Origin of the sequence: Rhodanobacter panaciterrae (assembly GCF_014651895.1) — a bacterium.
Lineage (GTDB): Bacteria > Pseudomonadota > Gammaproteobacteria > Xanthomonadales > Rhodanobacteraceae > Rhodanobacter > Rhodanobacter panaciterrae.
Window position 1 is genome coordinate 1,100,284 of the sequence record NZ_BMXT01000001.1, and the last position, 23,860, is coordinate 1,124,143.

A 23,860-nucleotide genomic window follows, 5' to 3' on the forward strand; every position below is an offset into this window, starting at 1 on the left:
CCACGCATGCCTGGTGCGCGAGTTTTTCCCATCAAACGAAGAAGCCCGGCGCGATCAACGCGCCGGGCTTCCATGACCGTCAAAGACGCAACGAATCAATCGCGCGACTTGGCCACCACACTGCCATCGTCCGGATCGACCAGCAGATCGACGGTGTCGCCATGCGAAGTCTTGGCCTCAGCAGCCCAAAGACCGTCGTCGAACTTCACGTCCTTGACGTTCTGGTAACCGGCCGTCGCCAGTTTGGCGCTGATCTCGTCCTTGTTGAGTTTGGACGGTGCATCGGCTGGATACACCTTGCCGTTGACCGGCCCGACCGCGAGCTCGACCCACTGCTTGTTGCCACCACGGGCCTTGCTTCGCCACACGCCATCCTTGAATTTCAGGCCCTTCACTTCCTTGTAGCCGGCGTTGGCGATCGCGGTCTTGACCGCATCCTCGGTCGAACCGTCCTGGGGCGGCTGGACCGGCCACGACGTGGTGGTCACTGTGGTGCTGCTGTGCGTGGTAATGGTCCCCGGCGGGGCCGTGGCAGGCATGTTCTGCGCGAGGGCGGCGCCGCAAACCGACAGTCCAATCAACAGAGGAAGCATGCGCTTGATCATGGGGGGAACTCCTTGGTGGCTGAAACGAAACGGTATGGCCAGCTTGCGCAGGCGTCGTTCCGAAGCAGGGGTCTGCGGATGACACTCAGCGCCGACTCCTGCAGTCAGCATGGGACCATCGCGTTCAGGACGACGGCGTGAAAGTGCGCGTGACTTTCGGGTGAAAGCAGAGGCGGGGTTCAGGTATGTCGAAACGGCGTTCGATCTGTCCCTCGACCGGGAGATGGCTCAACCCTCCCATTTCTCCCACGTTCGGACGAGGGCAACCCCGGCGTGGTCAGCACCGTGAACCTGGCAAGGGCGCCTGGCTATCAGATCAGTTCGCATTGAGTGATGGCAGCGCAGGGCTGTGCGCTGGCCCGAGATCGACATCATGCCGGTCAGTCAGCGGTGTGCTTTGGCGGGGTACTCGTAACGCGCGGCGTAACTGGACGACGAGGCGATTGAGCGTTGCCTGGGTGACATGGGCATGGCCCCAGACCGCATCGAGCAGTTGGTCGCGGCTGAGCATCTGGTCCGGATGGGCCAGAAGTTCGAGTAGCACGGCGAACGCCTTGGGCTCGAGACCGACTTCCGTCCCTGCGCGGGTCAAACGATGCGCACCGGCATCCACCTGCACGTCGGCGAAGGAGAACACGCCGGCGGGCGCCGCATGTCCTGAAGGTTTGCCGGTCCCCATTCCCGGATTATCACACCGATCAGTATCGTCAGCTCAAGCGGTTTTGGCGCGACTTCTCATCATTTCCCTATCGCGCCCTCATGATTCCTGGTTCGCTGAATAGCATTCTCCACAGCGAGCCGCTGCAGGGCAGGGAAAGCCAGCGACGGGTCATCCATCCCAAAAGGAGATTTGTCATGAATACCCGTCTGCAAACAGCTATCGTCATCGCTGCGTTGGGAGTGTCCGCCACCGGGCTTTCCACCAAGGCGGATGCCTGCAGCATCTCCGGCTACAACGTGCCGAGCTCGCTCCATTGGTCGTTGCCACACACCTTGTCGAACAGCGTGGAAGCGGCGGTAGTGGAGGCCTCGGCGGCCAGCGGTGCCTCGCCGGCCGCCAATAGTGCTGTGGCAAGTGCCGTGAACCCGCTGCAGCTGCTCGAGCCAATCACCGGCTTGTGGCAATTCACGTTCACGGCGAAGAACGGCGCACCAGTGGATGCGGGCTTCGTGACTTGGCATGCCGACGGCACCGAAATCATGAATTCCGGAAAGCCGCCGCCGACCAGCAACTTCTGCATGGGGGTTTACCGTCACACCAGTGTCTATGGCTACAAGCTCAATCACTACGCACTGGGCTGGGACGCCACCGGGACGGTCTTCCTCGGGCCGGCCAGTATCCGCGAACAGATTCAACTGGATCGCGGCGGCAACACCTACTCGGGCACCTTCTCGATCACCCAGTTTGCGCAGGACGGCACGACGGTGACGCAATATGTCGCTGGTACCGTCGCGGCGAAGCGCCTGACACCTGACACGAACTGAGTGCGCGGCTATCTATCCGCAGGATCGGTTCGGTCTAGTGGCAGGGACGGTGGCGAGGACGGCGAATGGATATCGCCGTCCTCGCCCGATAGTGAGAATGGACGAGCCCGTCGCCCTCCATCGCGAAAAGGGATCGCGGTGCACCAGGCACCGCCCCGGCCATGTCGGCAATCAGTTTGTCGTCCCCTCAGGCCACGAACTGCAACCGCGCCAGCTCCGCATACAGGCCGCCTTCGGCCAGCAGGCTCTCGTGCGTGCCTTGCGCCACGATGCGGCCGCCGTCCATCACCACGATGCGATCGGCACGCTGCACGGTGGCAAGGCGGTGGGCAATGACCAGGGTGGTGCGACCTTTTTCCAGCCGTTCCAGCGCTTGCTGGATCGCGGCTTCGGACTGCGCATCGAGTGATGAGGTGGCTTCGTCGAGCAACAGCAGTGGTGCGTCGCGCAGGATCGCGCGGGCGATCGCGATGCGCTGGCGCTGGCCGCCGGACAGGCGCACGCCACGTTCGCCGAGTTCCGCATCGTAGCCGTCGTTCAGTGCGCTGATGAAGTCGTGCGCTTCGGCGGCGCGGGCGGCTTCGCGCACTTCCTCGTCGCTGGCGTCTTGCCGGCCGAAGCGGATGTTGTCGGCGGCGCTGCCAGCGAAGATCACGGTTTCCTGTGGCACCAGCGCGATCGCGCCGCGCAGGTCGGCCAGGGTCGTCGCGCGCAGGTCGATGCCGTCGATGGTGATGCGGCCGCTCTGTGGATCGTAGAAGCGCAGCAGCATCGCAAACACCGTGCTCTTGCCGGCGCCCGACGGGCCGACCAGAGCGACGGTTTCGCCGGGCTGGATGTCCAGTGTGAAGTCGAGCAGGGCCGCGGTATCGGGACGCGTCGGATAGTGGAAGGTCACGTCGTCGAAACACAATGCGCCGTGCATGGGACGCGGCAAGGCTGTCGGCTGGGCTGGATCGGTGATCTCCGCGCGTTCGGCCAGCAGTTCACCGATACGCTCCATCGCGCCCGCGGCGCGCAGCACGTCGCCCCATACTTCGGACAGGCCGGCCACCGAGCCAGCGGCGAACACCGCGTACAGCACGAACTGGCCCAGCACGCCGGCATCCAGCGTGCCGGCCAATACGTGACGGGCACCAGCCCACAGCACCAGCGTGATCGCGCCGAACACCAGCACGATCACCGCCATGGTCAGCAGCGAGCGCATGCCGATGCGCCGGCGCGCGGTGGCCAGCGCGCGCATGATCGCGCTGCCGTAGCGGGTGCTCTCGATGTCCTCGCGCGCATACGCCTTGACCGCGGTGGACGCGTTGAGCGTCTCGTTGGCAATCGCCGCGGCATCGGCCAGGCGATCTTGGCTGGCGCGCGACAGCTTCTGTACGCGACGACCGAACACCAGGATCGGCAGCATCACCGCTGGAATCACCAGCGCGGTGAGACCGGCCAGCGACGGTGCGGTCCATACCATCGCCACTGCCGCGCCGATCAGCATCACCGCACTGCGCAGCGCGACCGAGACGCCGGAGCCGATCAGCGCCTGCACCACTTCGGTATCGGCACTGAGACGCGACAGCAGTTCGCCCACGCGACTCTTCTCGAAGAAGCCGACGTCGAGCCGGATCACCTGCGAGTAGAGCGTCTGGCGCAGCGAGGCGAGCGCACGCTCGCTCAGCAAGGTGATGCAGAAGTAGCGTGCGGCGGTGGCGAACGCGAGCACCAGCGCCACGCCGAACAGCGCGATGAAGGTCTGGTTGATCACCGCCTGGCTGGAATGGCCGAAGCCCTGGTCGATGATGTGGCGGAACGCCATTGGCAACACCAACGAGGCGCCGGACGACATGGCTAGGAAAATCAGCCAGCCGATCGCCAGCGCACGATGCGGTTTCAGGAAGGGCCAGAGTTCGCGCAACGCGCCGATACGGCGGATGGGGCGGGTCGTGTCGCTGGTGGCGTCGCTCATGGGCTCTCGCAGGGTGGGTCGCAGGTGGCACGGGCCCGCGCGCGGGCAATGCCATTCAAGGTGGGGCGTGCGGTGGCCGATTCAATCCTTGCGGCAGATCGGCAGACTCAATCCAGGCGTTTCGCGGCGCTGCGTCCGCGGCTGATGTCGCTGATTCGTAGCTGAGCTTCGGCCACGAGGCTGTCCGGCACGCGCAGTTGCAGATCCACGCCATCGGTGCCGAACACTTCCTGTTCGACCTCGGCCTGCAAGTCCTTCAGACGCGCCTTGAGCAGGGCCAGTTCGGCGAAATCGCAACGTACGCCGAGCCGCGTCATCGCCACGATCGGCACGCGTTCGGCGCGGCGCAGGCATTCGGCGGCGGTGCCGCCGTAGGCGCGCACCAAGCCGCCGGCGCCGAGCTTGATGCCACCGTACCAGCGCGTCACCACCACGGCGACACGATCCATTTCCTGCCCCTCGATCGCCTGCAGAATCGGTCGCCCGGCGGTGCCGCCGGGTTCGCCATCGTCGTTGAAGCGGTAGTCCTGGCCGATGCGGTAGGCCCAGCAATTGTGTGTGGCGGCGGGCTCGCTCACATCACGCACGAACGCCAGCGCCTGCTCGGGCGAATTCACCGGTGCGGCCAGTGCGAGAAAACGGCTCTTCTTGATCTCTTCCTGATGACGGCACGGCTGGGCCAGCGTGAACAACGCTCCGCTCATGGCTTGCGCAGTCGTGCCTGGAGATCCAGCGGAAGATCCCACCGCGGGTGCGCGAGGTGGTAGGCAGTCAGGCGCTGCTGCGCTTCGTCATCATGGCCTAGCGCGAACAACTGGCGGATCTTGTCCAGTTCCTGCGCTGGCGTATCGCTGGGGTAGGAGGTGGTGTCCATATTGGCAACGGGCGTGAATGGTGTCGGTGCCACCGGCATCCTCGTCTGCACCCGGTGCGAAACGGGTGCGGCTTCGTTCGCGGTATTCGCGGCAGAATCGCCGGCGACTTGCGGCACTGTGGTTTGATCTGCAGGCGGAGCGGCTGGCGCCGGCGCGGCTGCCATCGTCGCGGGCATTTCCGGTGCAGCTTCGGCTACTGCGGGCTTGTCCGCGGCCGAGCTACTGGCTGTTTCCTGCAGCGCCACGGGAGGTGCAGCGGGCGCAGCCACGGCGGCCGGGGCGTACTGGCTCAGGCCGCCGATCACCTTGGCTTTGCTGGAGGCGCGTTCTGCAAGCTGCTCAGGCGCGGCCTGGCGCAATGCATTGGTTGCTGGCGTGCGCAATGGCGCGGCCAGCATTTCCGATGGCGGCTGTTTGGCTGGCTCCGGTGGCGTGGGCGGTGCGGGTTCCGCCGGCTGCATCGCTGCGGCAGGTGGTGTTGCAGATGCAGCTGCCTTGGCTTGCGCCGGTGCGGCGCTGTCCATCGCCGTGGGTGTCGATGTAGTCGGAGGCAATTCGCGCATGTGCCAGACGAGCCCGGCAGCGAGCACCAGGGTGGCTGCACTGCTTAGCGCGATCGGCCAGCGTGGCCTTCTCCTGCTGCCGTCCGCAGACGGTGACGCAACCGGCGGCGATGTGACGGGTTTCGGGTGCACCCAGTCGCCACGTTCGCGTTCGGCCTTCCTGCGCTCGCGCAGAACCGTGGGGCTTTCTTCATCGGGCGCCAGCGCCTGCGCTGCGGTGCGCAGCACGGCGGCATCCAGTGCCGGGCTCGGCTCGCTTTGCGGCAACTGCCGATACAGTGCGGCCAGCTCGGTTTCGCCGGGCAGCTTTTCGTCGGGCTCTGGTGGGCTTTGCGGTGGCAGTTGAGTAGTCATTCGGACAGCACTTCGCGTAAGCGGGTCATGGCATAGCGCAGGCGCGATTTCACCGTCTCGCGGCCGGCGCCGGTCACCGTGGCAATCTCCTCCAGACTGAGTTCTTGCTCCAGCCGCAGCAGCACGGCGGTGCGTTGTTCGTCCGGCAGCTGTTCGATCGCACGCTGCAGACCGCGGCGACGTTCGAACTCGGACAAGGCGTGATCGGGTTGTTCCTGTTCCGGTGTGGCCACGTTAGCCAGCGCCACTTCAGCTTCATCGCCACCGGCCATCGGTCGCTGGCGACGCGCGCTGTCGATCATCAGATTGTGCGCGATCTGCAGCAGCCAGGTACTGAACTTCGCCTGCGGCTGATAGCGCGCACGCGCGCTGATCACCCGGCTCCAGGTTTCCTGGAACAACTCGTCGGTGCGGTGCGGATCGCGCAAGCTGCGCAACAGGAATCGATACAGCATGCCGCGATGGCGCGCATAGAGCGCCTCGAACGCCGCGAGGTCGCCGCGCGCATAGGCAAGCATCAGCATCGCATCGGGATCGACCACGGCATCCATGGGGAGCGAGCGTAAGCCAAATCGGCTGCCAGAGGGTAGGTTGGCGCACTTCCGCCGAAAAGCGTTACCCCCTCCCATCCTCCCTCCCGGATCAAGTCCGGGACAGGCTCTGCAGACAGGGGGAGCAGCACTGCTTTCGAGCTTGGCTCCCTCCCCTGCGCGCAGGGGAGGGTTGGGGAGGGGTGCTCTTGCATGTTCCGGCCCCGCTGTGCGGAAGCGGCGGGGGAGGATTGCAGTGGGGATCCTGCCTGCAGTCACAGCCGCGGTCCGTACAGCGGGGCCGGAAACCTCAACGCGCCGTGGTGTCGCTGTCGGCATGACCGCATGCGGCCAACTCATCGCCTAAAGTCACCAGCAAGGCATGCGGCAGGGCTTTCACGTTCATGGGGCGGCTCTCATACGGAGGCGGTCTCCACCGGATCGTGAAAGATGAAACGCGGGCCGGCGGCGAACGGGGTTAATCGTCGCGCGGTAACATGGCGCCCTCAGCGAGATCCATCGGAACGACATGATCAACAACGACGTACTGCGCGCCATCCGCTACATGCTCGACCTCAGCGACGGCAAGGTGGTGGAGATCACCCATCTGGCCGATGCGAATTTCCCGATCGCGAAGGAGGACGTGCAGGCGTTCCTGAAGAAGGACGAGGAACCGGGCTACGTCGAATGCAGCAACGCCGCGCTGGCGCATTTCCTCGATGGCCTGGTGTTTTACCGCCGCGGCAAGGACGAAAGCCTGCCGTCGCGCCCGGTGGAGAAGCGCGTCACCAACAACGTGGTGCTGAAGAAGCTGCGCGTCGCGTTCGAACTGAAGGACGTCGACATGCATCAGATCCTCGAAAGCGCCGGCTTCCCGGTCTCCAAGCCCGAACTCAGTGCGCTGTTTCGCCAGGCCGACCACAAGAATTTCAAGTTGTGCGGCGATCAGTTGCTGCGGAATTTTCTGAAGGGTCTGACGATGCGAGTACGCGGCAACGCCTGAGCAATCTCCGGCGAGGGGAGGGCGGGAACTCCTCGCGGAACTCCCGCCCCAACCCGCTTACTGCGATTTCACGCTGACATCGTCGATCACGAACGAGGTCTGGCTGGAGCTGTCTTCCACACCGTAGAAGTTGATCTGGATGGTCTGGCCAATATAGGCCGACAGATCCACGGTGTGCTCGACGTAGCCACTGGCTGCGTTGAGGTTGGACCAGGTCGCCAGCGTCACGTACTTGCCGGCGGAGGTGATCACCTGCACGCTGAGCGTGTCATAGGCCGTGCTGGTCGTGGTCTCGGCGGTGTCGATGTGCATGAAGAAATCCAGCGTGGCCTTGGTCGCCGTGGCCGGGATGGTAATGGACTGGCGCACGTAATCCGTATGCGCACTGCCGTAGCCATCCAGCCACGCTTTGTAGCTGCCGGTATGCGCCGCTTCGCTGCTGGTGTTGTTGATCACGCCACTGGTCTGCGTCCACGGCGTGGTGCCGCTTTCGAAGCCGTTGTTCTTCACCAGCTCGGTGGCGGTGCCGCCGCTGTTGGAGATGCTGAAGCTGACCGTGCTGCTGGTGCCGACGTTGCCGGCCGCGTCATAAGCCTTGGCCACCAGACTATGCGTACCGTTGCTCAGCGTGGTGGAGTTCAGCGTGGCCTGATAGGGCGAAGCGGTGGATGTCGCCTTCAGCGCGCTGTCGACGTAGAACTCGACCTTGGTAACACCCACATTGTCGCTGGCGCTGGCCGACAGCGTGATCGTGCCCGAGCTGCCGCTCTCCGTCGCGCTCACCGTCGGCGGCGTGGTATCGCCGCCCGTGCTGTTGGACACGCTGAAGCTCACCGCACTGCTGGTGCCCACGTTGCCTGCCGCGTCATAGGCCTTGGCCACCAGACTGTGCGTGGCATTGCTCAGTGTGGTGGAGTCGATGGATGCCTGGTAGGGCGAGCTGGTCGAGGTGGCCTTCAGCACGTTATCGACATAGAACTCCACCTTGGTCACGCCCACGTTGTCGCTGGCGCTGGCCGACAGCGTGATGGTGCCGGAGCTGCCGCTCTCCGACGCACTCACCGTCGGTGGCGTGGTGTCGCCACCGCCCGCACCCTGTGTGACCCAGACCGGCGCGGACCACAACTGCTTGCCATCCTCCTGGGTGATCTTGGCGTAGTAGAAGTGGTCGCCGTTGGCTGGCGTGATGGTGGTGGTGGCGGTGCTCGAGGTCGTGGCGATCGTGCCGTTGCTGCCCGGTACACCTTCAAACACCTGCACGCGCTGCACGGTGTGGCCGGCACTGCTGGCGTAGTTGACGGTAAGCGTCAGCGGGCCGCTGTTGCTGAAGCGTTCGCCCATCACATGGCTGTTTGCCGTCAGCACGATCTGGCCGGTCTTGTCCTCGGTGGCGAACACGCGGCGGGCGCGCACGGCGTCCAGGAACGCAGACAGACTGAGCGCGGTACCGTTGGGGATCAGCACACCGGTGCGGTTGGTGTAGCTGGCACCCCAGTTGGCGCAGTGATTGTCCTGGTCGGAACTCGGCGCCACGTGGTAACCGCGTTCGAGCAGGATGTTGAACGCTGGCTCGTAGCTGCTGCGGCTGGTTTCGGTCTCGGTGGTGTTGGTCGAGAACGCCGAGCTGTTGAGCACCTCGGCCAGCGCCATCACCGTGTCGCCGTCGGCGGTGTAGCCGAGATCCGCTCCACCGGCGTTGAACTGGCCGCTGCTGGCGGGATGGTTGAACTGACCCACCCAGCCATTCGTCTTCATCAGCGTGTACAGCGAGCCATAGTCGCTCTTGGCGGTGAACACGTCGCCGATCAGCTGATTGGAACTGTTGTATTCCCATTCCAGCAAGCTGGGTGAGTTGAAGATATTGAGGTGGCCGCCGTTGCTGATGACACCCCATTCCATGCCGTAGATCGCCAGGAAATTCGTATGCGCGGCGTTGAACGTGCTGGCCGCCTGCAGACCGGATTGGTAAAGGTTGTGCGCCGTGGTCGGACTGGCCGAGGTATTGGTGCCGGTCGAGCCGTCGTACATGTGGTTGTGTTCGGACGTCATCAGGATGTCCAGGCCTTCGTTCGAGGCGTACTGGTAGGCGTCGGCCGGACCGTACGGTGCACTCTGCGGATTCTGTGCGCCCGTGCAGGTGGACAGCACGCCACCGCCATCGCTGTGGTTGGTCTGGCTGTGCAGGTTGCCGAAGTAGATGGTGTACGGCAGGCTGCCGGCGCTTACCGCCGACATTGGCGATAGCGTGGAGGTGCTGGTGGAAGTGCTGGTGTGTTGGTGCAGCGCCTGAAAGTGCGGCATTACAGGTGCAGCGACGTTACCGACCTGCACGTCGTAGCGCTGTTCCTCGATCAGCTCCGGTGCCTGCTGTTGCGCCAGCGTCAACGCCTGGTCGGGCTGGCCGGTGCCGATGCGAGCGGCCGTAGCGCTATCCAGCGCAATCGCACGCAGCCGTATCGTCACATAGCCGGCGGACACGGCCTTGCTGTTGCGATCCAGTCCGTCCCACAGCACCTGTGCCTGCGTGCTGCCGGTGCCAATCGTGCTGTGTCCCTGCCATGTGCGCAACGCACTGCCATCGTGGCCGAGCAGGGTGACCTCCCACGCCACCGGCGTTCCCGGTGTCGCCCCCGGATAAGAAAAATGCATCGTCACCGGGCGCACCCCGGTGCTGCGGAACGGCACCTGCAGCGCGGCGTCGAATTCCTCGTGATCAGGCAACGTGCCGGCGAGTGCCGGCACAGCAACGACTGCGCAGGCGAGCAACAAGCTGCCTGCGAACATGGTTTTCCAATTCATCGACATAACCCCCATCCAAGTAAGTTAGGCAAGATCCCCCCGACCCTTTATCTCAACGCAAGATGACAAAGACATGGTTGTCTGTGCGCCAGATATTTGATCTGGTCCGCAAAAAACGTCATGACATGATCGAGAGTCGCCTGCGACAAATGCCCCTGCGTCGAGACCGACTCTTCGGTCACAGGGAATTCCGCTTGTGCGGTGAACAGATGCTGCGGAATTTTCTGATGGAGCTGACGATGCGGGTGCGCGGATCTGGCTGAAAGAAAGAGGCGCTGATCCGCTCATTGAAGAGTCTGCTTGCGAGTGTGGATCAGGCAGCGGAAGTCCATGCATCTATGCATCACCCGCGAGTCGTGGGGCACATTGCTGTCACGCACTGTCAGCAATGACGACATCAAGACGGTCAGCGAGGTGGGTTTCGTCCGGATCTGCGGGCATCATGAGCAGACTGTTCTCCCGCCGCGGCTGTGCACATGTCATCACGTTCCACCGTTGCTCCGCTCGCGCTCGCGATCGGCATGCTGTTGATCAGCATGGTCTCGTACCAGTGTGGCGCGTCGCTGGCCAAGCACCTGTTCCCGCAGGTCGGTGCTCTGGGTGCTACCGCTTATCGGCTGGGTTTCAGCGCGCTGATCCTGCTGTTGTGGCGACGGCCGTGGCGCCGCTCGGGCGGTCAGCGCGACTGGCGTGCACTATGGGGTTACGGGCTCTCGATGGGTGCGATGAACATGGTGTTCTACATGTCGCTGCGCACGATCCCGCTGGGCATCGCGGTGGCACTGGAATTCACCGGGCCGCTGGCACTGGCGCTGTTCGGCTCGCGTCGGTTGCTCGACTTCGTCTGGGTTGCACTGGTGGTGGTTGGCCTGGGCATGTTGCTGCCGTTGCGCGAGCAGGCGCAGGCACTGGACCCGGTCGGCGTGATGTACGCGCTGGCCGCCGGTGTGGGTTGGGCGTTGTATATCGTGCTGGGGCAGAAGGCCGGGGCCGCCTACGGCGCCGATGCGGTGACGCTGGGCACCTCGATCGGTGCGTTGCTGGCAATCCCGTTCGGGGTCGTGCATGCCGGCAGCGCGCTGCTGTCGCCGGCACTGTTGCCGTATGCGCTGGGTGTGGCGGTGCTCAGCTCGGCGCTGCCGTATTCGCTGGAGATGGTCGCGCTGACCCGGTTGCCGGCGCGCACGTTCAGCACCTTGTTGAGCGTGGAGCCGGCCATCGCGGCAGTAGCCGGTGTGGCCTTGCTGGGTGAACAGCTCAGCCTGCTGCAGTGGCTGGCCATCGTGACGATCATCGTGGCAGCAGCGGGTACCGCGTTGAGCGTGCGTCAGCCCGTGCTGACCGAGCCGCTGGCGAACTGAGAGCCGCGAACATGGCTCACGACTTCAGCTCGTCGCTGGTGTTCACGGTCGCCTTGCGCTCCTGCTTGCCCCAGCCCACCGACGGTCCGCGGATGGCCGTCCATACCGAGCGCACCACCACGTAGTACATCAGCTGGCGATAGCCGAAGCGCTGCAGCACCAGCCACCACATCAGGCTCCACTTCTCCCTCTTCTCCATCGCGAAGGCGAGTGCGGCGGCGCCGAGATCGACCGCCATGAAGGCGGCGTAGAAGACCAGCATCCTGATCAGGTTTTCGTCGTTGAACTGGCCGCGGTGCTGCAGGTAGTCGAGGCCGGTGGAGACGATCTGCCAGACCAGCACCAGGTCGACCAGTGGCGACACCACCGAGAACAGGATCTGGAACAGCCATACCTGCGGCAGCGCGACCATGCCGAGTGCGCCATAGCGCGGGCGGAAGATCGCGTCGTGGTGTTTCCACAGGCATTGCAGGGTGCCGTAGGACCAGCGGAAGCGCTGACGGGCGAGTCCACCGGCGGTATCCGGCGCCTCGGTCCAGGCGATCGCCTCGCTGTCGAACAAGGTGTGGTAGCCGGCCTTCTGCACGGCGAGGGTGAGATCCTGGTCCTCGGCCAGCGTATCGGCGGGGAAGCCGCCGAGCTGTTCCAGCACTTCGCGCCGCCAGGCGCCGACAGCACCGGGCACCACGGTGATCGCACCCAGCGCGGCCAGCGCACGGCGTTCCAGGTTCTGCGCGGTGATGTATTCCAGCGCCTGCCACAGAGTGATCAGGTTGACCCGGTTGCCGACCTTGGCGTTGCCGGCGACGGCGCCGACCTTGGGGTCGATGAACCAGCGCACCAGCCGCGGGATCGTGTCGGGCTCGAACTGGGTGTCGGCATCCAGCGCCACCACCACGGCACCATTCGATTCGTGCAGCGCGGTGTTGACCGCGTGCGCCTTGCCACCGTTCGGAATGGTGATGAGCCGTACGCGCGGTTCGTGTGCGTAGTGCTGGCTGACCACCGCCGAGGTGGCATCAGTCGAACCGTCATCGACCACGATCACTTCGAGGTTCGCGTAGCGGCTCTTGAGGATCTGCCGGATCGAACTGGCGATCACCTTTTCCTCGTTGTAGGCAGGGATCAGCACCGAGACCAGCGGCGGATCGTCGCCAAGCACAGGCAAGGTGCGCCGCCGCTCGCGCGCCCGGTTCCACAGGGCAAGCCCGCCGAGCAGAAGCAGGCGTGCGATGCCCAGCGTGATGGCTGCGGTCAGCAGCCAGCGGATCAGATGGCCGAACACGCCCAGGGCGAGGAACACCGAGCGGTCGGCCCAGCGCGACAGCGATCCGGGTGGCAGCGGTGGCATGGTCTGGTCATGGGTCAGCCCGGCCAGCGTCGACACGGTGACGAAGTCGTAGCCCTTTGCACGCAGCCCGTCGATGATGCGCGGCAGCGCCGCCACCGTCTGCGAGCGCTCGCCGCCGCTGTCATGCAGCAGCACCACCTGGCCCTTGCGATCCGGGTTTTTGGTGGCGATCTGGGTCAGCACGTTGTTGACGATCTGGTCGGTGCCCGGTCGCTGCCAGTCCTCCGAATCGATGTGCAGGCCGACCGAGAGGTAGCCCATCTTCTGCGCGATCTGGATCGGCACCAGTTCGTCGGCGGTGGTCGGTTCGGCGTCGCCGAAGTAGGGCGCACGGAACAGCCGCATCGAGTGGCCGGTGAGCGCCTCGAACAGCCGTTGGGTGGCGTTGAGCTCCAAGGCCACAATGCCAGGCGGGCTGTCGCCGAGATTGGGATGGGTGAAGGTGTGGTTGCCGACGTCGTGGCCCTCGTTGACTTCGCGCTGCACCAGCTTGGGCGACATCTCGGCGTTCGCGCCGATGATGAAGAACGTCGCTGGCACATGTTTGGCCTTGAGGATGTCGAGGATCTGCGGCGTCCACTCCGGATCGGGGCCGTCGTCGAAGGTCAGCGCGATCTTGTGCGGCAGCGTGCCGGCGCGCTGGATCACGTAGGAGGTGGGCAGCGCCGTGTAGTCCTCGTCGTCGATGCTGCCGTCGGTCTTGTTCACTTCGACGGTACGTGCGCCAGGCTTCGGTTCGGCGGCGATCTCGAGCACCTCGCCCGGGCCTTCGAAGTCGATGTCCTCGCCCTGACCGATCGTGTGCAGCTGGTCCGGTGCCGGCGCGCCGTAATTGCGGCCCAGCACCGACCAGATCGACGGATCCTCCGAACCCAGCCGCCATAGCGCATAGCCGTAGGGCTGGTACTCGTCGGCGGCGTGGATCTGGTTGTACGCAGTGACCGCGTCGAGGAACCACGCCTGATGCGTGGTGCCGTCGTCCTCGCTGTAGGAGAAGCGCGGATTCTGCTTGTCGGGATCGAACGTGATGTCGGCCTGCGCATCGCTGGCACGATCCATCGCGTCCTGGAAGGTGAGCGTCTCGGCGGTCTGGCCATGGGCCCAGTCATAGCCGTAACTGCCGATCGCCACGATGGTCTGATCCGGATCGAGCACCTTCATGCGCTTGTCGAGGGTGCGCTCGAACCAGTCCTGGCTGGCGATGCTGCCTGGATCCTTGCCGGCCCAGTGCTCGTCGTAGGCCATCAGCAGTTCGAAGTCGACGATGTCGGCGTAGCCTTTGTAATCCCACGAGGCATCGTCGAACGGCACGGTCAGCACGATGCCCCAGCCGTGCGGGTCGAACGCATCATTGAGCTCGTTGAGGAAGGCCTTGAGGTTCTTCTGCGCGCTCTCGGGCACTTCCTCGAAGTCCACCGTCACGCCCTGGAAATGGTTGGCATCGACGAACACGACGATCTGCGCGATGCGTGCCTGGCGCAGCGCGGGGGTCGCCAGCATGCGCGCCAGGCCTGCGCCATCCCACTTGCTGTCCACCGCGTTCTGCAGCAACGGCAGGATCGGCGTGGCGGGTTTCTGGGTGCGGATCAGGTTCAGCGCCTTGGCGTCGACGCTGGTATGCAGCGCCATGTCTGCGCCACTCACGCTCATCCAGGTGGGGATCACCCAGTCCAGCGTGGGCAGCGCACGCTTCAGCGACGGGTAGCTGGTGTCGTCCCAGTTGACGTAGAAGCCGATCGCCAACGGCCGGCCGGCCGGCTTGTCCAGTGACAGCGGCGGTGGCGTGCGTGCGGCGTTGCCCTTGCTGGCATGTGTACGCGGCGGGTGCAGCAGCTTCTGCCGGGCGCGCACTTCCGCGGCCAGCTTGGCGGCCGGTTTCAGCAGCTCCGGCGCGGCCGCCTTCACCCCGGTCAGTCCATGCCGCGCCTTGCCTTGCCCACCAAGGTGGAGGATGCCGCCCACGCTCGGCCCGACGAACAGGCTGATCGCACAGGCCACCACGAACAGCGTGCTGACCACGCCGGCAAGCAGGGCCAGCCGCGAGACGTGGCTGGCGCGTCGGCCGGTGGGGTCGAAGAAGATCGGTTTCTTTTGCATGCAAGTGGCAGGTCAGCAGGCGCGAAGGGTTGTCAGTGAGCACGGAGCCGCTTAGCCGTGCAAAAGCAAACCATGATGATACGGGATGACTCAGCCGATCACGTTACCCGGCACGGGCTTGCTGAAATCTTCTGCTGCCAGATTCTGGGTCAGCCGGAACACGCCTTCATGGATATTGCGTGGCAGTACCACGTCGAGCACGGTGGTCTGGTGCGGGCCGAGCATGTTGAATAGGTCTTCGCCGGCGGCGCTTTTCGCCAACGCATGGTGCACCAGGCCGCTGAGGTCGGCGGGCTGGATGCAGGCCCCGTAGGGCCGATGGCTGGGAACGGCGTTGCGCAGCGTCTTGCGGGTATTGCCCGGATCGGCGACGCGACCATCGCCAGCGAGCAGGGCGTAGTTGAGGAACAGCGCGACCGTCGTACGGCTTTTCGAGTTGGCCTGGCGGTCGAGCATGAAGTCGTCGGGCATCAGGTCGGGACTGGCCTGTGCTCCGGCGGTGAGCAGATAGCCGGCACCGACGAGCGGCTCGCCGGCCTCGTCGGTGAGTCGCACGATCAGCAGGCTGCGCGGATCGTGGATGTGCACGCGCGGAGCGAACAGGCCGGCTGGATCCAGTTCGACCTTGTTGGCGTCGCGCTGGGCATTCTCGTTATCGAAGGCGTTGCACAGGTTGCCGTAGTCGGCAGCGCTGCGCACCTGCAGGCAGCGCAGGATCGCATCGATCGTGGTGACTGCCGCGCTTTGCAGGATGCCGTGTGCACTGCCCGAATGCGCGGCGTCGGCGATCAGCTTGAACGCGCAGCGTGGGCCCTGCTGCTGGTTGAGCGTTAGCGTATCCGCCGCACCGCCGGTCGGGATCGCCAGCACGGCATGCCGCGCATTGAGATTGGCGGCGGCGATACGTACCACACCATCGGAGCCGTCCTCGCCGGTGTAGCTGTTGAGGTGGTCGTAGAGCGAGCGGTCCGGGCGGTCACCGGCGAGCACGAACAGATAGCGGCCGCTTGCTGTTGGATCGGCACCATGGATGTGATCGAGGTTGAGTGAGAGCGATTCGGCGCTGCCCAGCTCCAGCCAGTCGAGAATGCGCTGGCCGGGTTGCACGCCATCGAACCACGACTTGAGCCGGCCCAGCACGCCCTTGCCGAGTTGCGCCAGCGCCGAACCGAAGTTCGCCGGCGCCAGCATCACCAGATGGCTGAGCTTGATCGTGCTCATACTGCCGGGCTTGTCGCGCTGGGCGCGCAGCCATTCGCGCACCACCGGACCGCCGGTGGAGTGGGTGATGCAGGCGAAGCTGGCGTCGAGCAGATGCAGGTCGCGCAACGCGTGATCGAATGCACGCACCAGGTCGGGCATGGTCACGGCGTCGTCGAAGCTGACGTACTCGGACAACCACAGGTCGGTCAGCGTCAGCGACAGGCCAGCGGCGGCAGCCTGTTGCTGCAGTTGCGACGGCAACTGACCGTAGGTCGAGGTATTGGTGACGCTCCAGCCGTGGACGAACACGAGGGTGGTCATGGCGTACTCCCTGCGATGACCCAGCCTAACCAAACTCGCTCAGCGGCACACCTGCCATGAGGGTTACTTGCGCATGCGTGTACCGCACACCGGCATAATCGCAGCGCCTTCCCGCCGACTAATGCCGAGTTCCCATGACCCTGGACGCACTGCTCATCCTGATTGTGCTGGCGATCGTGCTGGCCTTGCTGAAGTGGCGTCGCTGCAGTCGTGCGTTGCTGGCGCTGGCGGTGATCCTGTTGCTGGCAGCGGGTTGCGGGCCGCTGCCGACATGGTTGCTGACCCGGCTGCAATCGGATGTCGCTGTGGACACGCCGATCGCGTGGGGACAACGCAACGCGATCGTGCTGCTGGGTGCGGGCACGGTGCGCGTTGCGAATGGCGGGCCGGTGGAGGCGAGCCTGTTCGCGTACGGACGCATCAGCAAGACTGCGGTGCTGTACCGTGCCTGTCGGCAGAGCGGCAATGCGTGCAAGGTCGAGGTAAGCGGCGGCGATGCGCGCGGGCTCGGCCAGTCGGAGGCAGCGATCTATGCCGATGACTTGCAGCGGCTCGGTGTCGATGCCGCTGACCTGCTGGTGGAGCCGCGTAGCATGAATACCTGGCAGAACGCGCAGTTCAGTGGTCCGCTGCTGAAGTCCTGGGGCGCCGACCGCGTGCTGCTGGTGTCGTCCGGCTTCCACCTGCGCCGCGGCATGCTGTACTTCACGCACTTCGGCATCCAGGCCACACCGGTGCGCGCCGACTATGTGAACGGCGTGTGGTCTTGGTGGCCGCAGTCATACAACTTCACTGTGGTCGACCTGGCCTTGCACGAGTACGCAGGCATCGCACGCTACCGTTTTTACAACGCGATGGGCTGGAACGTGCAGGCAACGCGAGCCGGCGCGCTGTAGTCACGCGGATCAGCGTTCGCGCATCACCATCAGGCGAATCTCGGTCATGTCCTCGATCGCGTAGCGCACGCCCTCGCGGCCGAGGCCGGACAGTTTCGCGCCGCCATACGGCATGTTGTCGACGCGAAAACTGGGGATGTCGTTGACGATCACGCCGCCTTGTTCCAGCTCATTCCATGCGCGCATGGCGTGGTCGAGGCTGTCGGTGAAGATGCCGGCCTGCAGGCCGTAGTCGGAATCGTTGACCAGCGCGATCGCGTCGTCGAATTTCTTGAACGGGGCGAGCAGGGCGTACGGACCGAACGCTTCCTGCCGGTTGGCCTTCGCATCGCGCGGCACGTCTTCCATCAAGGTCGCCTCCAGCATGTTGCTGTTGCGCTTGCCGCCGCACAGGATCTTGCCGCCGGCCTTTTCCGCGTCCACGATCCAGCCGTGCAGGCGCTCGGCGGCGGCCTCGTCGATCATCGGGCCGAGGAACACGTCCTTCTGTTTCGGATCGCCGGCCTTGAGCTTCTTCGTGGCTGTGACGAGTTTTTTCTTCAGCGCATCGTAGACGTCGACATGCGCGTAGATGCGCTGCACGCCGATGCAACTCTGGCCGGACTGGTAGAACGCGCCGAAGATCAGCCGCTCGACCACGCGGTCGAGGTGCGCGCCCTGATCCGCATCGACGATACAGGCGGCGTTACCGCCCAGTTCCAGCACCACCTTCTTGCGGCCGGCGTGAGCTTTCAGCTCCCAGCCAACCTGGCCGCCGGTGAACGAGAGCAGCTTGAAGCGCTCGTCTTCGACCAGCGGGCTGGCGTGTTTTCCATCGAGCGTGAGGATCGAGAATGCGCCTTTCGGCAAGTCAGTCTCGGCCAGCACCTCGCCGATGATGAGCGCGCCGATCGGCGTCTTCTCCGATGGCTTCAGTACGAACGGACAGCCGGCGGCGATCGCCGGCGCGACCTTGTGCGCGACCAGATTCAGCGGGAAGTTGAACGGTGTGATGAACGACACCGGACCCAGCGGCACGCGTTTGGTGTAGCCGTGATAGCCGTCCAGACGCGAGGCCAGTTCCAGGTTCAGCGTCTCGCCGTTGATGCGCACGGCCTCCTCGGCGGCGATCTGGAATGTCTCGATCAGCCGAGTCACCTCGCCGGCGGAGTCCTTGATCGGCTTGCCAGCCTCGATGCACAGCGCCTCGGCCAGTTCGTCGCGACGTTCGGCAAAGCGTTTCGCGCAATGCTGCAACACCGCCTGGCGCGCCCACGGTTTGAAGTTGCGCATCGGCGTGGTGGCCTTCACCGCGGCAGCGATCGCCTTCTCGGTAGTCCTCGCATCAGGCACCGCAACCCGAGTGGCCACCTTGCCGCTGTACTTGTCCAGCACGGCCAGATCGGTGTTCGGCTGCTGCGGCTGATTGGCGAGGTAGTAGGGGTAGGATTTCTTGAGCATGGCCTTCGTCATTGACGGCATCGCATCAAGCATAAATGCACGCGGTGTTCAGCGAATGTGAGCCATTCAGTCTTCGCTGACCCGCAACGGCAACTCGCCATCAACCAGGCGCGCACGCAAGGCGGTGCCGACGGCGACGTGCTTCGCCGAGCGCAGCACCTGGCCATCGGCCTCGAACAGAATCGCGTAGCCCCGCTCCAGCGTGGCCAGCGGACTCACCGCATGCAGTGCGTGACCGGCATGGCGCAGCTTTGTCTGCTGCCGTTCGAAGAGGTAGGTGATGGTACGGCGCAGGCGTTGATCCTGTTCGGCCAGCCGACGCGCCAGTAGCGGCAACCGCGCGCTAGGGTGTTGTGCCAGCAGGCGTGCGTGCAACCGTTCCAGTCGGGTATGGCGAAGCTGGCTCTGTTCGCGCAGCACCGCAGTCAAACAGCGCTGCAGATGCAACAGCCTTTCGTGGTCACGCTGCAGTCGCGCCTGTGGTCGCTGTGTCTGCAGTCGTGCCAGCAGATGATCGACGCGTTGCGCCTGTGCCTGCAGTTGACGTTGCTGCAGGGTGAGCAGGCGCTGCAGCAGCTGCTGCAGATGACGGTCGATCGCCACTGCATCGGGCACCAGCAACTCGGCTGCGGCCGAGGGGGTCGGCGCGCGCAGATCGGCGACGAAGTCAGCAATGCTGAAGTCGATCTCGTGGCCGACGGCGGAAACCACCGGCACCGCACTGGCATGAATCGCCCGCGCCACGACCTCGTCGTTGAACGCCCACAGGTCTTCCAGCGAGCCGCCGCCGCGGGTCAGTAGCAGGACGTCGTAACGGCCGCTGGCCGAGGCCTTGCGCAACATCTTGACGATCGCTGGTGGCGCCTCGCGACCCTGCACCGGCACCGGCAGTACCTCGACATCGGCCAGTGGCCAGCGCCGCGCCAGTACGCTCAGCACGTCGCGTACGGCGGCGCCGGTGGCCGAGGTGATCACGCCGATGCGGCGCGCGTAACGGGGCAGGGCGCGCTTGCGCGTCTGCGCGAACAGGCCTTCGGCATCGAGTCGTGCCTTGAGTTGTTCGAACTCGCGTTGCAGCGCGCCTTCGCCGGCCAGTTCCATGTATTCGGCGACCAGCTGGAATTCGCCGCGCGGTTCGTACAGGCCGACCTTGGCGCGCAGCAGCACCTGCATGCCGTCGGCCGGGCGGAAACGCAGGGCGGACGCTTTCAGCTTGAACATCGCGCAGCGCACCTGCGCGCCGCTGTCCTTCAGAGTGAAGTACAGATGGCCGGACGCGGGTTTGGCCACGTTCGACAGCTCGCCCTCGATCCACACCTGCGGCAGCGCATCACCCAGCAGGTCGCGCACCAGCCGGTTGAGCGAGCTTGGGGTCAGGACGTGGCGCGGTGTGGTGTCGTCGGACGGCGCATGCATAAGGGGAGCGAGCCTAGCATGGTGAAAGTATCAAGTCGTGAAAAAACATCTGCTTGAAGGAGGGAGTGCAGGGAGCACTTCAAGCAGATTTTGCGACGTTCAATCCTTGTCGGCGGTGCGCCGCTTGCGCACGCGCCAGGCGCGGATGCCGAGGTTGAGTGCGAACCAGCCGGCCAGTGCCCCGAACGGCCAGCCGATCCACGCCGGCCACAGGATCGCGATAACGGCCAGTCCGATCAGTGCCAGCGTACCGATGAACAGCGAGCCGCCGGAGCTGTCGTCGCCGAGCACGCGTTTATCGGTCAGTGCAGCGCCGACACTGTTGGCGATGCGCAGTGCGCCGGCGGCGGCGCGACCGGAACTGCCGCCACCGTGGCGCACCCGCGGCGGTGGTGCTTCACTGGCGCGGACGCGTGTACTGCTGCCATGGCGACGGGGCGCGAGCACGATTTCGGTGGCGTTGCCCAGATCCTTTTCGTACTGCGCGGCAAGCTGACCGGCGAAGCCGGCATCTTCGACCGCCACATCGAGCTCGCGATTGCTGAGCCAACTGGCGATGTTGAGGTTGGACGAACCGACCCGCGCCCACTGGCCGTCGGCCACCGCGGTCTTGGCGTGCAGCATCGAGCCGTTCCACTCGAACACACGGATGCCGGCCTTCAGCAACGGCCGGTAGCCCGAACGCGACACGCTGGCCACCGCCGGGATATCGCTGCTGTCAGGCACCAGCAGGCGCACGTCCACGCCGTCGCGCGCCGCCGCGACCAGTGCCTGCACGTACGGGGCGAGGCCCACGAAATAGGCGTCGGTGAGCCACAGCGTCTTGCGTGCCATCGCGGCGATCAATTGATCGAGCCGGTACATGCCGGCGGTGGCTGGCTGGGTGGCGATCAGTCGCAAAGAGACATTGCCGGCTGCCGCAGCAGGTTCCGGCAGCGGCACAAACTGCCGCAGCGCGGCACCGATCTCGCTCCAGCTTTGCGCGAACGCGGCCTCCAGCTCGGCCACGGCAGGGCCATGCAGCGCCACGCCGGTATCGCGCCAGGGCGGCACGTTGCGCGCCGGGTCACCCAGCCATTTCGCGCTGATGCATACGCCGGACAGGAAACCATGCACGCCGTCGACCACCAACAGCTTGCGGTGATCGCGGCTGATCCAGCCGAACGGTTGCCCCAGCTGTGGTGGATTGAACACGCGCACTTCACCACCGGCCGCGCGCAACGGCGCCCAGAACGAGTTGCGCGACTGGCCGAGGCAGCCGATCCAGTCCACCACCACGGCGACGTACACGCCGCTTTGCGCACGCTCGACCAGGGCCTCGCGGAACGCGCAGCCGACTTCATCGTCGCGGATGATGTAGTTCTCCAGCAGCACGCGTTGCTGCGCGCCGCGGATCGCCGCCAGCCAGGCGTCGTAATGCGCAGCGGCGTCGATCAGCAATTCCACCGCGTTGCCGTTGAGCAGGGGTGCACCGGCGGTTCGACTCAGCGCCTGTTCGGCCAGCAGGCGGTTCGATGTGGAGAGGATCAGCGGCGTGGGCATGCAACGAGTTTAGGCGATGACCTGTGTGCACGTTGTCTTTGGCAAGCTTCTGGCATGATCTGGCGCATGCCGATCGAGCACCGCTACACCGACACCGATGCCTGCGCGCGCTACCTCGCCGAGGAACTGGGGGCGGACCTGCGCATTGCCGCGCCGCTGGGTCTGGGCAAGCCGCATGGGCTGCTCAATGCGTTGTACCGCGATACCGCGGCTGATCCGGCCCGTTCGTTGCGTCTGTACACCGCGCTGTCGCTGACCCGGCCGCAGCCGGCGCCGGGGCTGGAGCAGCGGTTTCTCGAGCCGTTCCTCAAACGTCACTTCGGCGCCGATCAGGTCGATCCGCAATACGCGCTGGATCAGGCGCGCAATGCGCTACCGTCGAATGTCGAAGTGCACGAGTTCTACCTGCAGTCCGGTGCGCTGCTGCGTTCGGGCAGCGCGCAGCGCAACTACATCAGCCAGAACTACACCCACGTCGCCCGCGACCTGGTGGTGCAGGATATCAACCTGCTGGTGCAGTTGGTGGCGCGCCGCGAGGGGCCGGACGGTGTGCGCTACAGCCTCTCGTGCAATCCGGATCTGACTTTGGATTTCCTGCGCCAGGCGCAGCTCGCCGGCAAGCAGCGACCGATGTGCGTGGCGGTGGTGCATCCGGATCTGCCGTATCTGAGCGGCGAAGCCGAAGTGGCCGAAGCCTATTTCGACGTGGAACTGCAGCCGGAAACCTCGCCGCCGCTGTTCGCGCTGCCGCGGTTGCCGGTCGATCTGGCCGAATACGCGCTGGGCCTGCACGCCAGCGCACTGGTCAAGGATGGCGGCTGCCTGCAGATCGGCATCGGCGCGTTGTCCGACGCGCTGGTCAAGGCGCTGCTGTTGCGCCAGCAGGACAACACCATGTGGCGACGCGCGCTGGTAGCGCTGGATCCGCGTGGCGCCACGCATGCGATGGCCGGATGGCTGGGTGGCCTGGCGGCGTTCCAGACCGGCCTGTATGGCGCCAGCGAAATGGTGATGGACGGCTTCATGCACCTGCAACGCGCCGGCATCCTGAAGCGGCGCAGCTGGGACAACCTCGCACTGGAACGTGCCTCGGTCGCCGGGCGACTGGCTGATGACGTGCCCGGTGGACACTACCTGCGCGGCGCGTTCTTTCTCGGCTCGCACGAACTGTACGAATGGCTCGATGCCACCGAGGCGGCCGATCCGGATGCGATCGACATGTGTCCGGTTTCCAACGTCAATCAGCTGTACGGCGATCACCAGGCGCTGGCGATGTTGCAGCGACGCGGTGCGCGCTTTTTCAACACCTGCATGATGGCGACCCTGCTCGGTGCGGCCGTGTCGGACACACTGGACGATGGCAGCGTGGTCAGTGGCGTCGGCGGTCAGTACAACTTCGTGGCGATGGCGCATGAGTTGCCGGAAGGTCGCTCGGCGCTGCTGCTGCGCGCGACCCGGCAGGTGCGTGGCGGCATCGAGAGCAACATCCGCTGGAACTACGGCCAGACCACCATCCCGCGCCATCTGCGCGATATCTTCATCACGGAATACGGCGTCGCCGACCTGCGCGGCAAGAGCGACAGCGAGTGCGTCGAGGCGATGTTGTCGATCAGCGATGCGCGCTTTCTCGACGCGCTGTGCGCGCAGGCGAAGGCCCACGGCAAGCTGGCAGCGGATTTCGTGATACCCGAAGCCTGGCGTCGGCATCGTCCGCGCTACCTGCGCGAGGCGCTGGCGCCGTTCCAGCACAAAGGCCTGTTGCCGACGTTTCCGTTCGGCAGCGATTTCAGCGAGGTCGAGCAGCGCCTGCTGCCGGCATTGAACTGGCTGAAAGCCGGCGGCAGCAGCTGGCGTGGAAGATTCCGGCTGCTGCGCGCAGCCTGTCGGCCCGGCGCAGTGGCTTCGGGTGAAGCCGAGGCGTTGGCGCGGATGAGCCTGACTCATCCGGTCAAGCTGGTCGATCGCCTGCAACGTCGCCTGCTGCAGGCGGCACTGCGGCGAAAAATGTAGGAGCCCGCTGGCGGGCAATGCTCTTCGTCTTTCGTACATGGGAACAAGA

At 65.1% G+C, this 23,860-nt stretch carries 17 protein-coding genes; 5 read left to right on the top strand and 12 right to left on the bottom strand.

Annotated elements, in window-relative coordinates:
• Positions 1-95: 95 nt before the first annotated feature.
• The gene (locus IE071_RS05190; protein WP_189440044.1) at positions 96-605 is read right to left on the bottom strand and encodes a PepSY domain-containing protein; all 510 of its coding nucleotides are present in this window, start codon (positions 603-605) and stop codon (positions 96-98) included.
• A gap of 316 nt (positions 606-921) precedes the next feature.
• Positions 922-1,284 (bottom strand): winged helix-turn-helix domain-containing protein, encoded by a 363-nt coding sequence (locus IE071_RS05195; RefSeq protein ID WP_189440045.1) that lies wholly within the window; start codon positions 1,282-1,284, stop codon positions 922-924.
• 176 nt (positions 1,285-1,460) lie between these two features.
• Here IE071_RS05195 and IE071_RS05200 point away from each other — a divergent pair, with 176 nt between their 5' ends.
• Positions 1,461-2,090 (top strand): hypothetical protein, encoded by a 630-nt coding sequence (locus tag IE071_RS05200; RefSeq protein WP_189440046.1) that lies wholly within the window; start codon positions 1,461-1,463, stop codon positions 2,088-2,090.
• Between the two features lie 187 nt (positions 2,091-2,277).
• Here the strand turns inward: IE071_RS05200 and IE071_RS05205 are convergent, their stop codons facing one another.
• The 4 genes from IE071_RS05205 to IE071_RS05220 all read right to left on the bottom strand — a co-directional run bounded on the left by IE071_RS05205 (position 2,278) and on the right by IE071_RS05220 (position 6,393).
• The gene (locus IE071_RS05205; RefSeq protein ID WP_189440047.1) at positions 2,278-4,050 is read right to left on the bottom strand and encodes an ABC transporter transmembrane domain-containing protein; all 1,773 of its coding nucleotides are present in this window, start codon (positions 4,048-4,050) and stop codon (positions 2,278-2,280) included.
• A 107-nt stretch (positions 4,051-4,157) separates the two neighbouring features.
• Positions 4,158-4,754, bottom strand: a complete 597-nt coding sequence (locus tag IE071_RS05210; RefSeq protein ID WP_189440048.1) for an IMPACT family protein — start codon at positions 4,752-4,754, stop codon at positions 4,158-4,160.
• A complete protein-coding gene (locus tag IE071_RS05215; protein ID WP_189440049.1) occupies positions 4,751-5,842 on the bottom strand; it encodes a hypothetical protein in 1,092 nt (363 codons plus the stop codon). Before IE071_RS05215 ends, IE071_RS05210 begins: the two co-directional genes overlap by 4 nt.
• Complete coding sequence (locus IE071_RS05220; protein ID WP_189440050.1) at positions 5,839-6,393, bottom strand: RNA polymerase sigma factor; 555 nt, start codon at positions 6,391-6,393, stop codon at positions 5,839-5,841. The genes IE071_RS05215 and IE071_RS05220 overlap by 4 nt, the downstream gene beginning before the upstream one ends.
• 508 nt (positions 6,394-6,901) lie before the next feature.
• Between IE071_RS05220 and IE071_RS05225 the strand changes: the two genes are divergently transcribed.
• Positions 6,902-7,375 carry a YehS family protein gene (locus tag IE071_RS05225; protein ID WP_189440051.1) on the top strand — a complete coding sequence of 158 codons (474 nt, stop codon included), beginning with the start codon at positions 6,902-6,904 and terminating at the stop codon, positions 7,373-7,375.
• A gap of 57 nt (positions 7,376-7,432) precedes the next feature.
• Here the strand turns inward: IE071_RS05225 and IE071_RS05230 are convergent, their stop codons facing one another.
• Positions 7,433-10,174, bottom strand: coding sequence for an Ig-like domain-containing protein (locus IE071_RS05230; protein WP_189440052.1), 2,742 nt, complete (start codon positions 10,172-10,174; stop codon positions 7,433-7,435).
• 476 nt (positions 10,175-10,650) lie between these two features.
• Between IE071_RS05230 and IE071_RS05235 the strand changes: the two genes are divergently transcribed.
• Positions 10,651-11,535, top strand: a complete 885-nt coding sequence (locus IE071_RS05235; protein WP_189440053.1) for an EamA family transporter — start codon at positions 10,651-10,653, stop codon at positions 11,533-11,535.
• Positions 11,536-11,551: 16 nt separating this feature from the next.
• Here the strand turns inward: IE071_RS05235 and IE071_RS05240 are convergent, their stop codons facing one another.
• Together IE071_RS05240 and IE071_RS05245 are read right to left on the bottom strand one after the other, a co-directional pair.
• Complete coding sequence (locus IE071_RS05240) at positions 11,552-14,983, bottom strand: trifunctional glycoside hydrolase family 18/polysaccharide deacetylase/glycosyltransferase family 2 protein (RefSeq protein WP_189440054.1); 3,432 nt, start codon at positions 14,981-14,983, stop codon at positions 11,552-11,554.
• Between the two features lie 90 nt (positions 14,984-15,073).
• Positions 15,074-16,507 carry a phospholipase gene (locus tag IE071_RS05245; RefSeq protein WP_189440055.1) on the bottom strand — a complete coding sequence of 478 codons (1,434 nt, stop codon included), beginning with the start codon at positions 16,505-16,507 and terminating at the stop codon, positions 15,074-15,076.
• Between the two features lie 134 nt (positions 16,508-16,641).
• Between IE071_RS05245 and IE071_RS05250 the strand changes: the two genes are divergently transcribed.
• Positions 16,642-17,403, top strand: a complete 762-nt coding sequence (locus tag IE071_RS05250; RefSeq protein WP_189440056.1) for a YdcF family protein — start codon at positions 16,642-16,644, stop codon at positions 17,401-17,403.
• A gap of 9 nt (positions 17,404-17,412) precedes the next feature.
• On the opposite strand, the gene IE071_RS05255 is transcribed toward IE071_RS05250, so the two are convergent.
• The 3 genes from IE071_RS05255 to IE071_RS05265 form a co-directional block, all read right to left on the bottom strand.
• Entirely contained in the window at positions 17,413-18,843 is a 1,431-nt protein-coding gene (locus IE071_RS05255; protein ID WP_189440057.1) for an aldehyde dehydrogenase family protein, read from the bottom strand.
• A gap of 66 nt (positions 18,844-18,909) precedes the next feature.
• On the bottom strand, positions 18,910-20,259 hold the full coding sequence (xseA, locus tag IE071_RS05260) for an exodeoxyribonuclease VII large subunit (RefSeq protein ID WP_189440058.1): 1,350 nt from the start codon (positions 20,257-20,259) through the stop codon (positions 18,910-18,912).
• Between the two features lie 99 nt (positions 20,260-20,358).
• Entirely contained in the window at positions 20,359-21,801 is a 1,443-nt protein-coding gene (locus IE071_RS05265) for a phospholipase D-like domain-containing protein (protein ID WP_189440059.1), read from the bottom strand.
• A 66-nt stretch (positions 21,802-21,867) separates the two neighbouring features.
• On the opposite strand from IE071_RS05265, the gene IE071_RS05270 reads away from it, so the two are divergent.
• Complete coding sequence (locus IE071_RS05270; protein ID WP_425503425.1) at positions 21,868-23,811, top strand: acetyl-CoA hydrolase/transferase C-terminal domain-containing protein; 1,944 nt, start codon at positions 21,868-21,870, stop codon at positions 23,809-23,811.
• Positions 23,812-23,860 lie beyond the last annotated feature (49 nt).

Excerpts from the sequence above, each read along its gene's own strand:
- IE071_RS05190 (WP_189440044.1), bottom strand. The coding sequence starts at position 605 with ATGATCAAGCGCATGCTTCCTCTGTTGATTGGACTGTCGGTTTGCGGC.
- IE071_RS05195 (WP_189440045.1), bottom strand. The coding sequence starts at position 1,284 with ATGGGGACCGGCAAACCTTCAGGACATGCGGCGCCCGCCGGCGTGTTC.
- IE071_RS05200 (WP_189440046.1), top strand. The coding sequence starts at position 1,461 with ATGAATACCCGTCTGCAAACAGCTATCGTCATCGCTGCGTTGGGAGTG.
- IE071_RS05205 (WP_189440047.1), bottom strand. The coding sequence starts at position 4,050 with ATGAGCGACGCCACCAGCGACACGACCCGCCCCATCCGCCGTATCGGC.
- IE071_RS05210 (WP_189440048.1), bottom strand. The coding sequence starts at position 4,754 with ATGAGCGGAGCGTTGTTCACGCTGGCCCAGCCGTGCCGTCATCAGGAA.
- IE071_RS05215 (WP_189440049.1), bottom strand. The coding sequence starts at position 5,842 with ATGACTACTCAACTGCCACCGCAAAGCCCACCAGAGCCCGACGAAAAG.
- IE071_RS05220 (WP_189440050.1), bottom strand. The coding sequence starts at position 6,393 with ATGGATGCCGTGGTCGATCCCGATGCGATGCTGATGCTTGCCTATGCG.
- IE071_RS05225 (WP_189440051.1), top strand. The coding sequence starts at position 6,902 with ATGATCAACAACGACGTACTGCGCGCCATCCGCTACATGCTCGACCTC.
- IE071_RS05230 (WP_189440052.1), bottom strand. The coding sequence starts at position 10,174 with ATGAATTGGAAAACCATGTTCGCAGGCAGCTTGTTGCTCGCCTGCGCA.
- IE071_RS05235 (WP_189440053.1), top strand. The coding sequence starts at position 10,651 with ATGTCATCACGTTCCACCGTTGCTCCGCTCGCGCTCGCGATCGGCATG.
- IE071_RS05240 (WP_189440054.1), bottom strand. The coding sequence starts at position 14,983 with ATGCAAAAGAAACCGATCTTCTTCGACCCCACCGGCCGACGCGCCAGC.
- IE071_RS05245 (WP_189440055.1), bottom strand. The coding sequence starts at position 16,507 with ATGACCACCCTCGTGTTCGTCCACGGCTGGAGCGTCACCAATACCTCG.
- IE071_RS05250 (WP_189440056.1), top strand. The coding sequence starts at position 16,642 with ATGACCCTGGACGCACTGCTCATCCTGATTGTGCTGGCGATCGTGCTG.
- IE071_RS05255 (WP_189440057.1), bottom strand. The coding sequence starts at position 18,843 with ATGCTCAAGAAATCCTACCCCTACTACCTCGCCAATCAGCCGCAGCAG.
- xseA (WP_189440058.1), bottom strand. The coding sequence starts at position 20,259 with ATGCATGCGCCGTCCGACGACACCACACCGCGCCACGTCCTGACCCCA.
- IE071_RS05265 (WP_189440059.1), bottom strand. The coding sequence starts at position 21,801 with ATGCCCACGCCGCTGATCCTCTCCACATCGAACCGCCTGCTGGCCGAA.
- IE071_RS05270 (WP_425503425.1), top strand. The coding sequence starts at position 21,868 with ATGCCGATCGAGCACCGCTACACCGACACCGATGCCTGCGCGCGCTAC.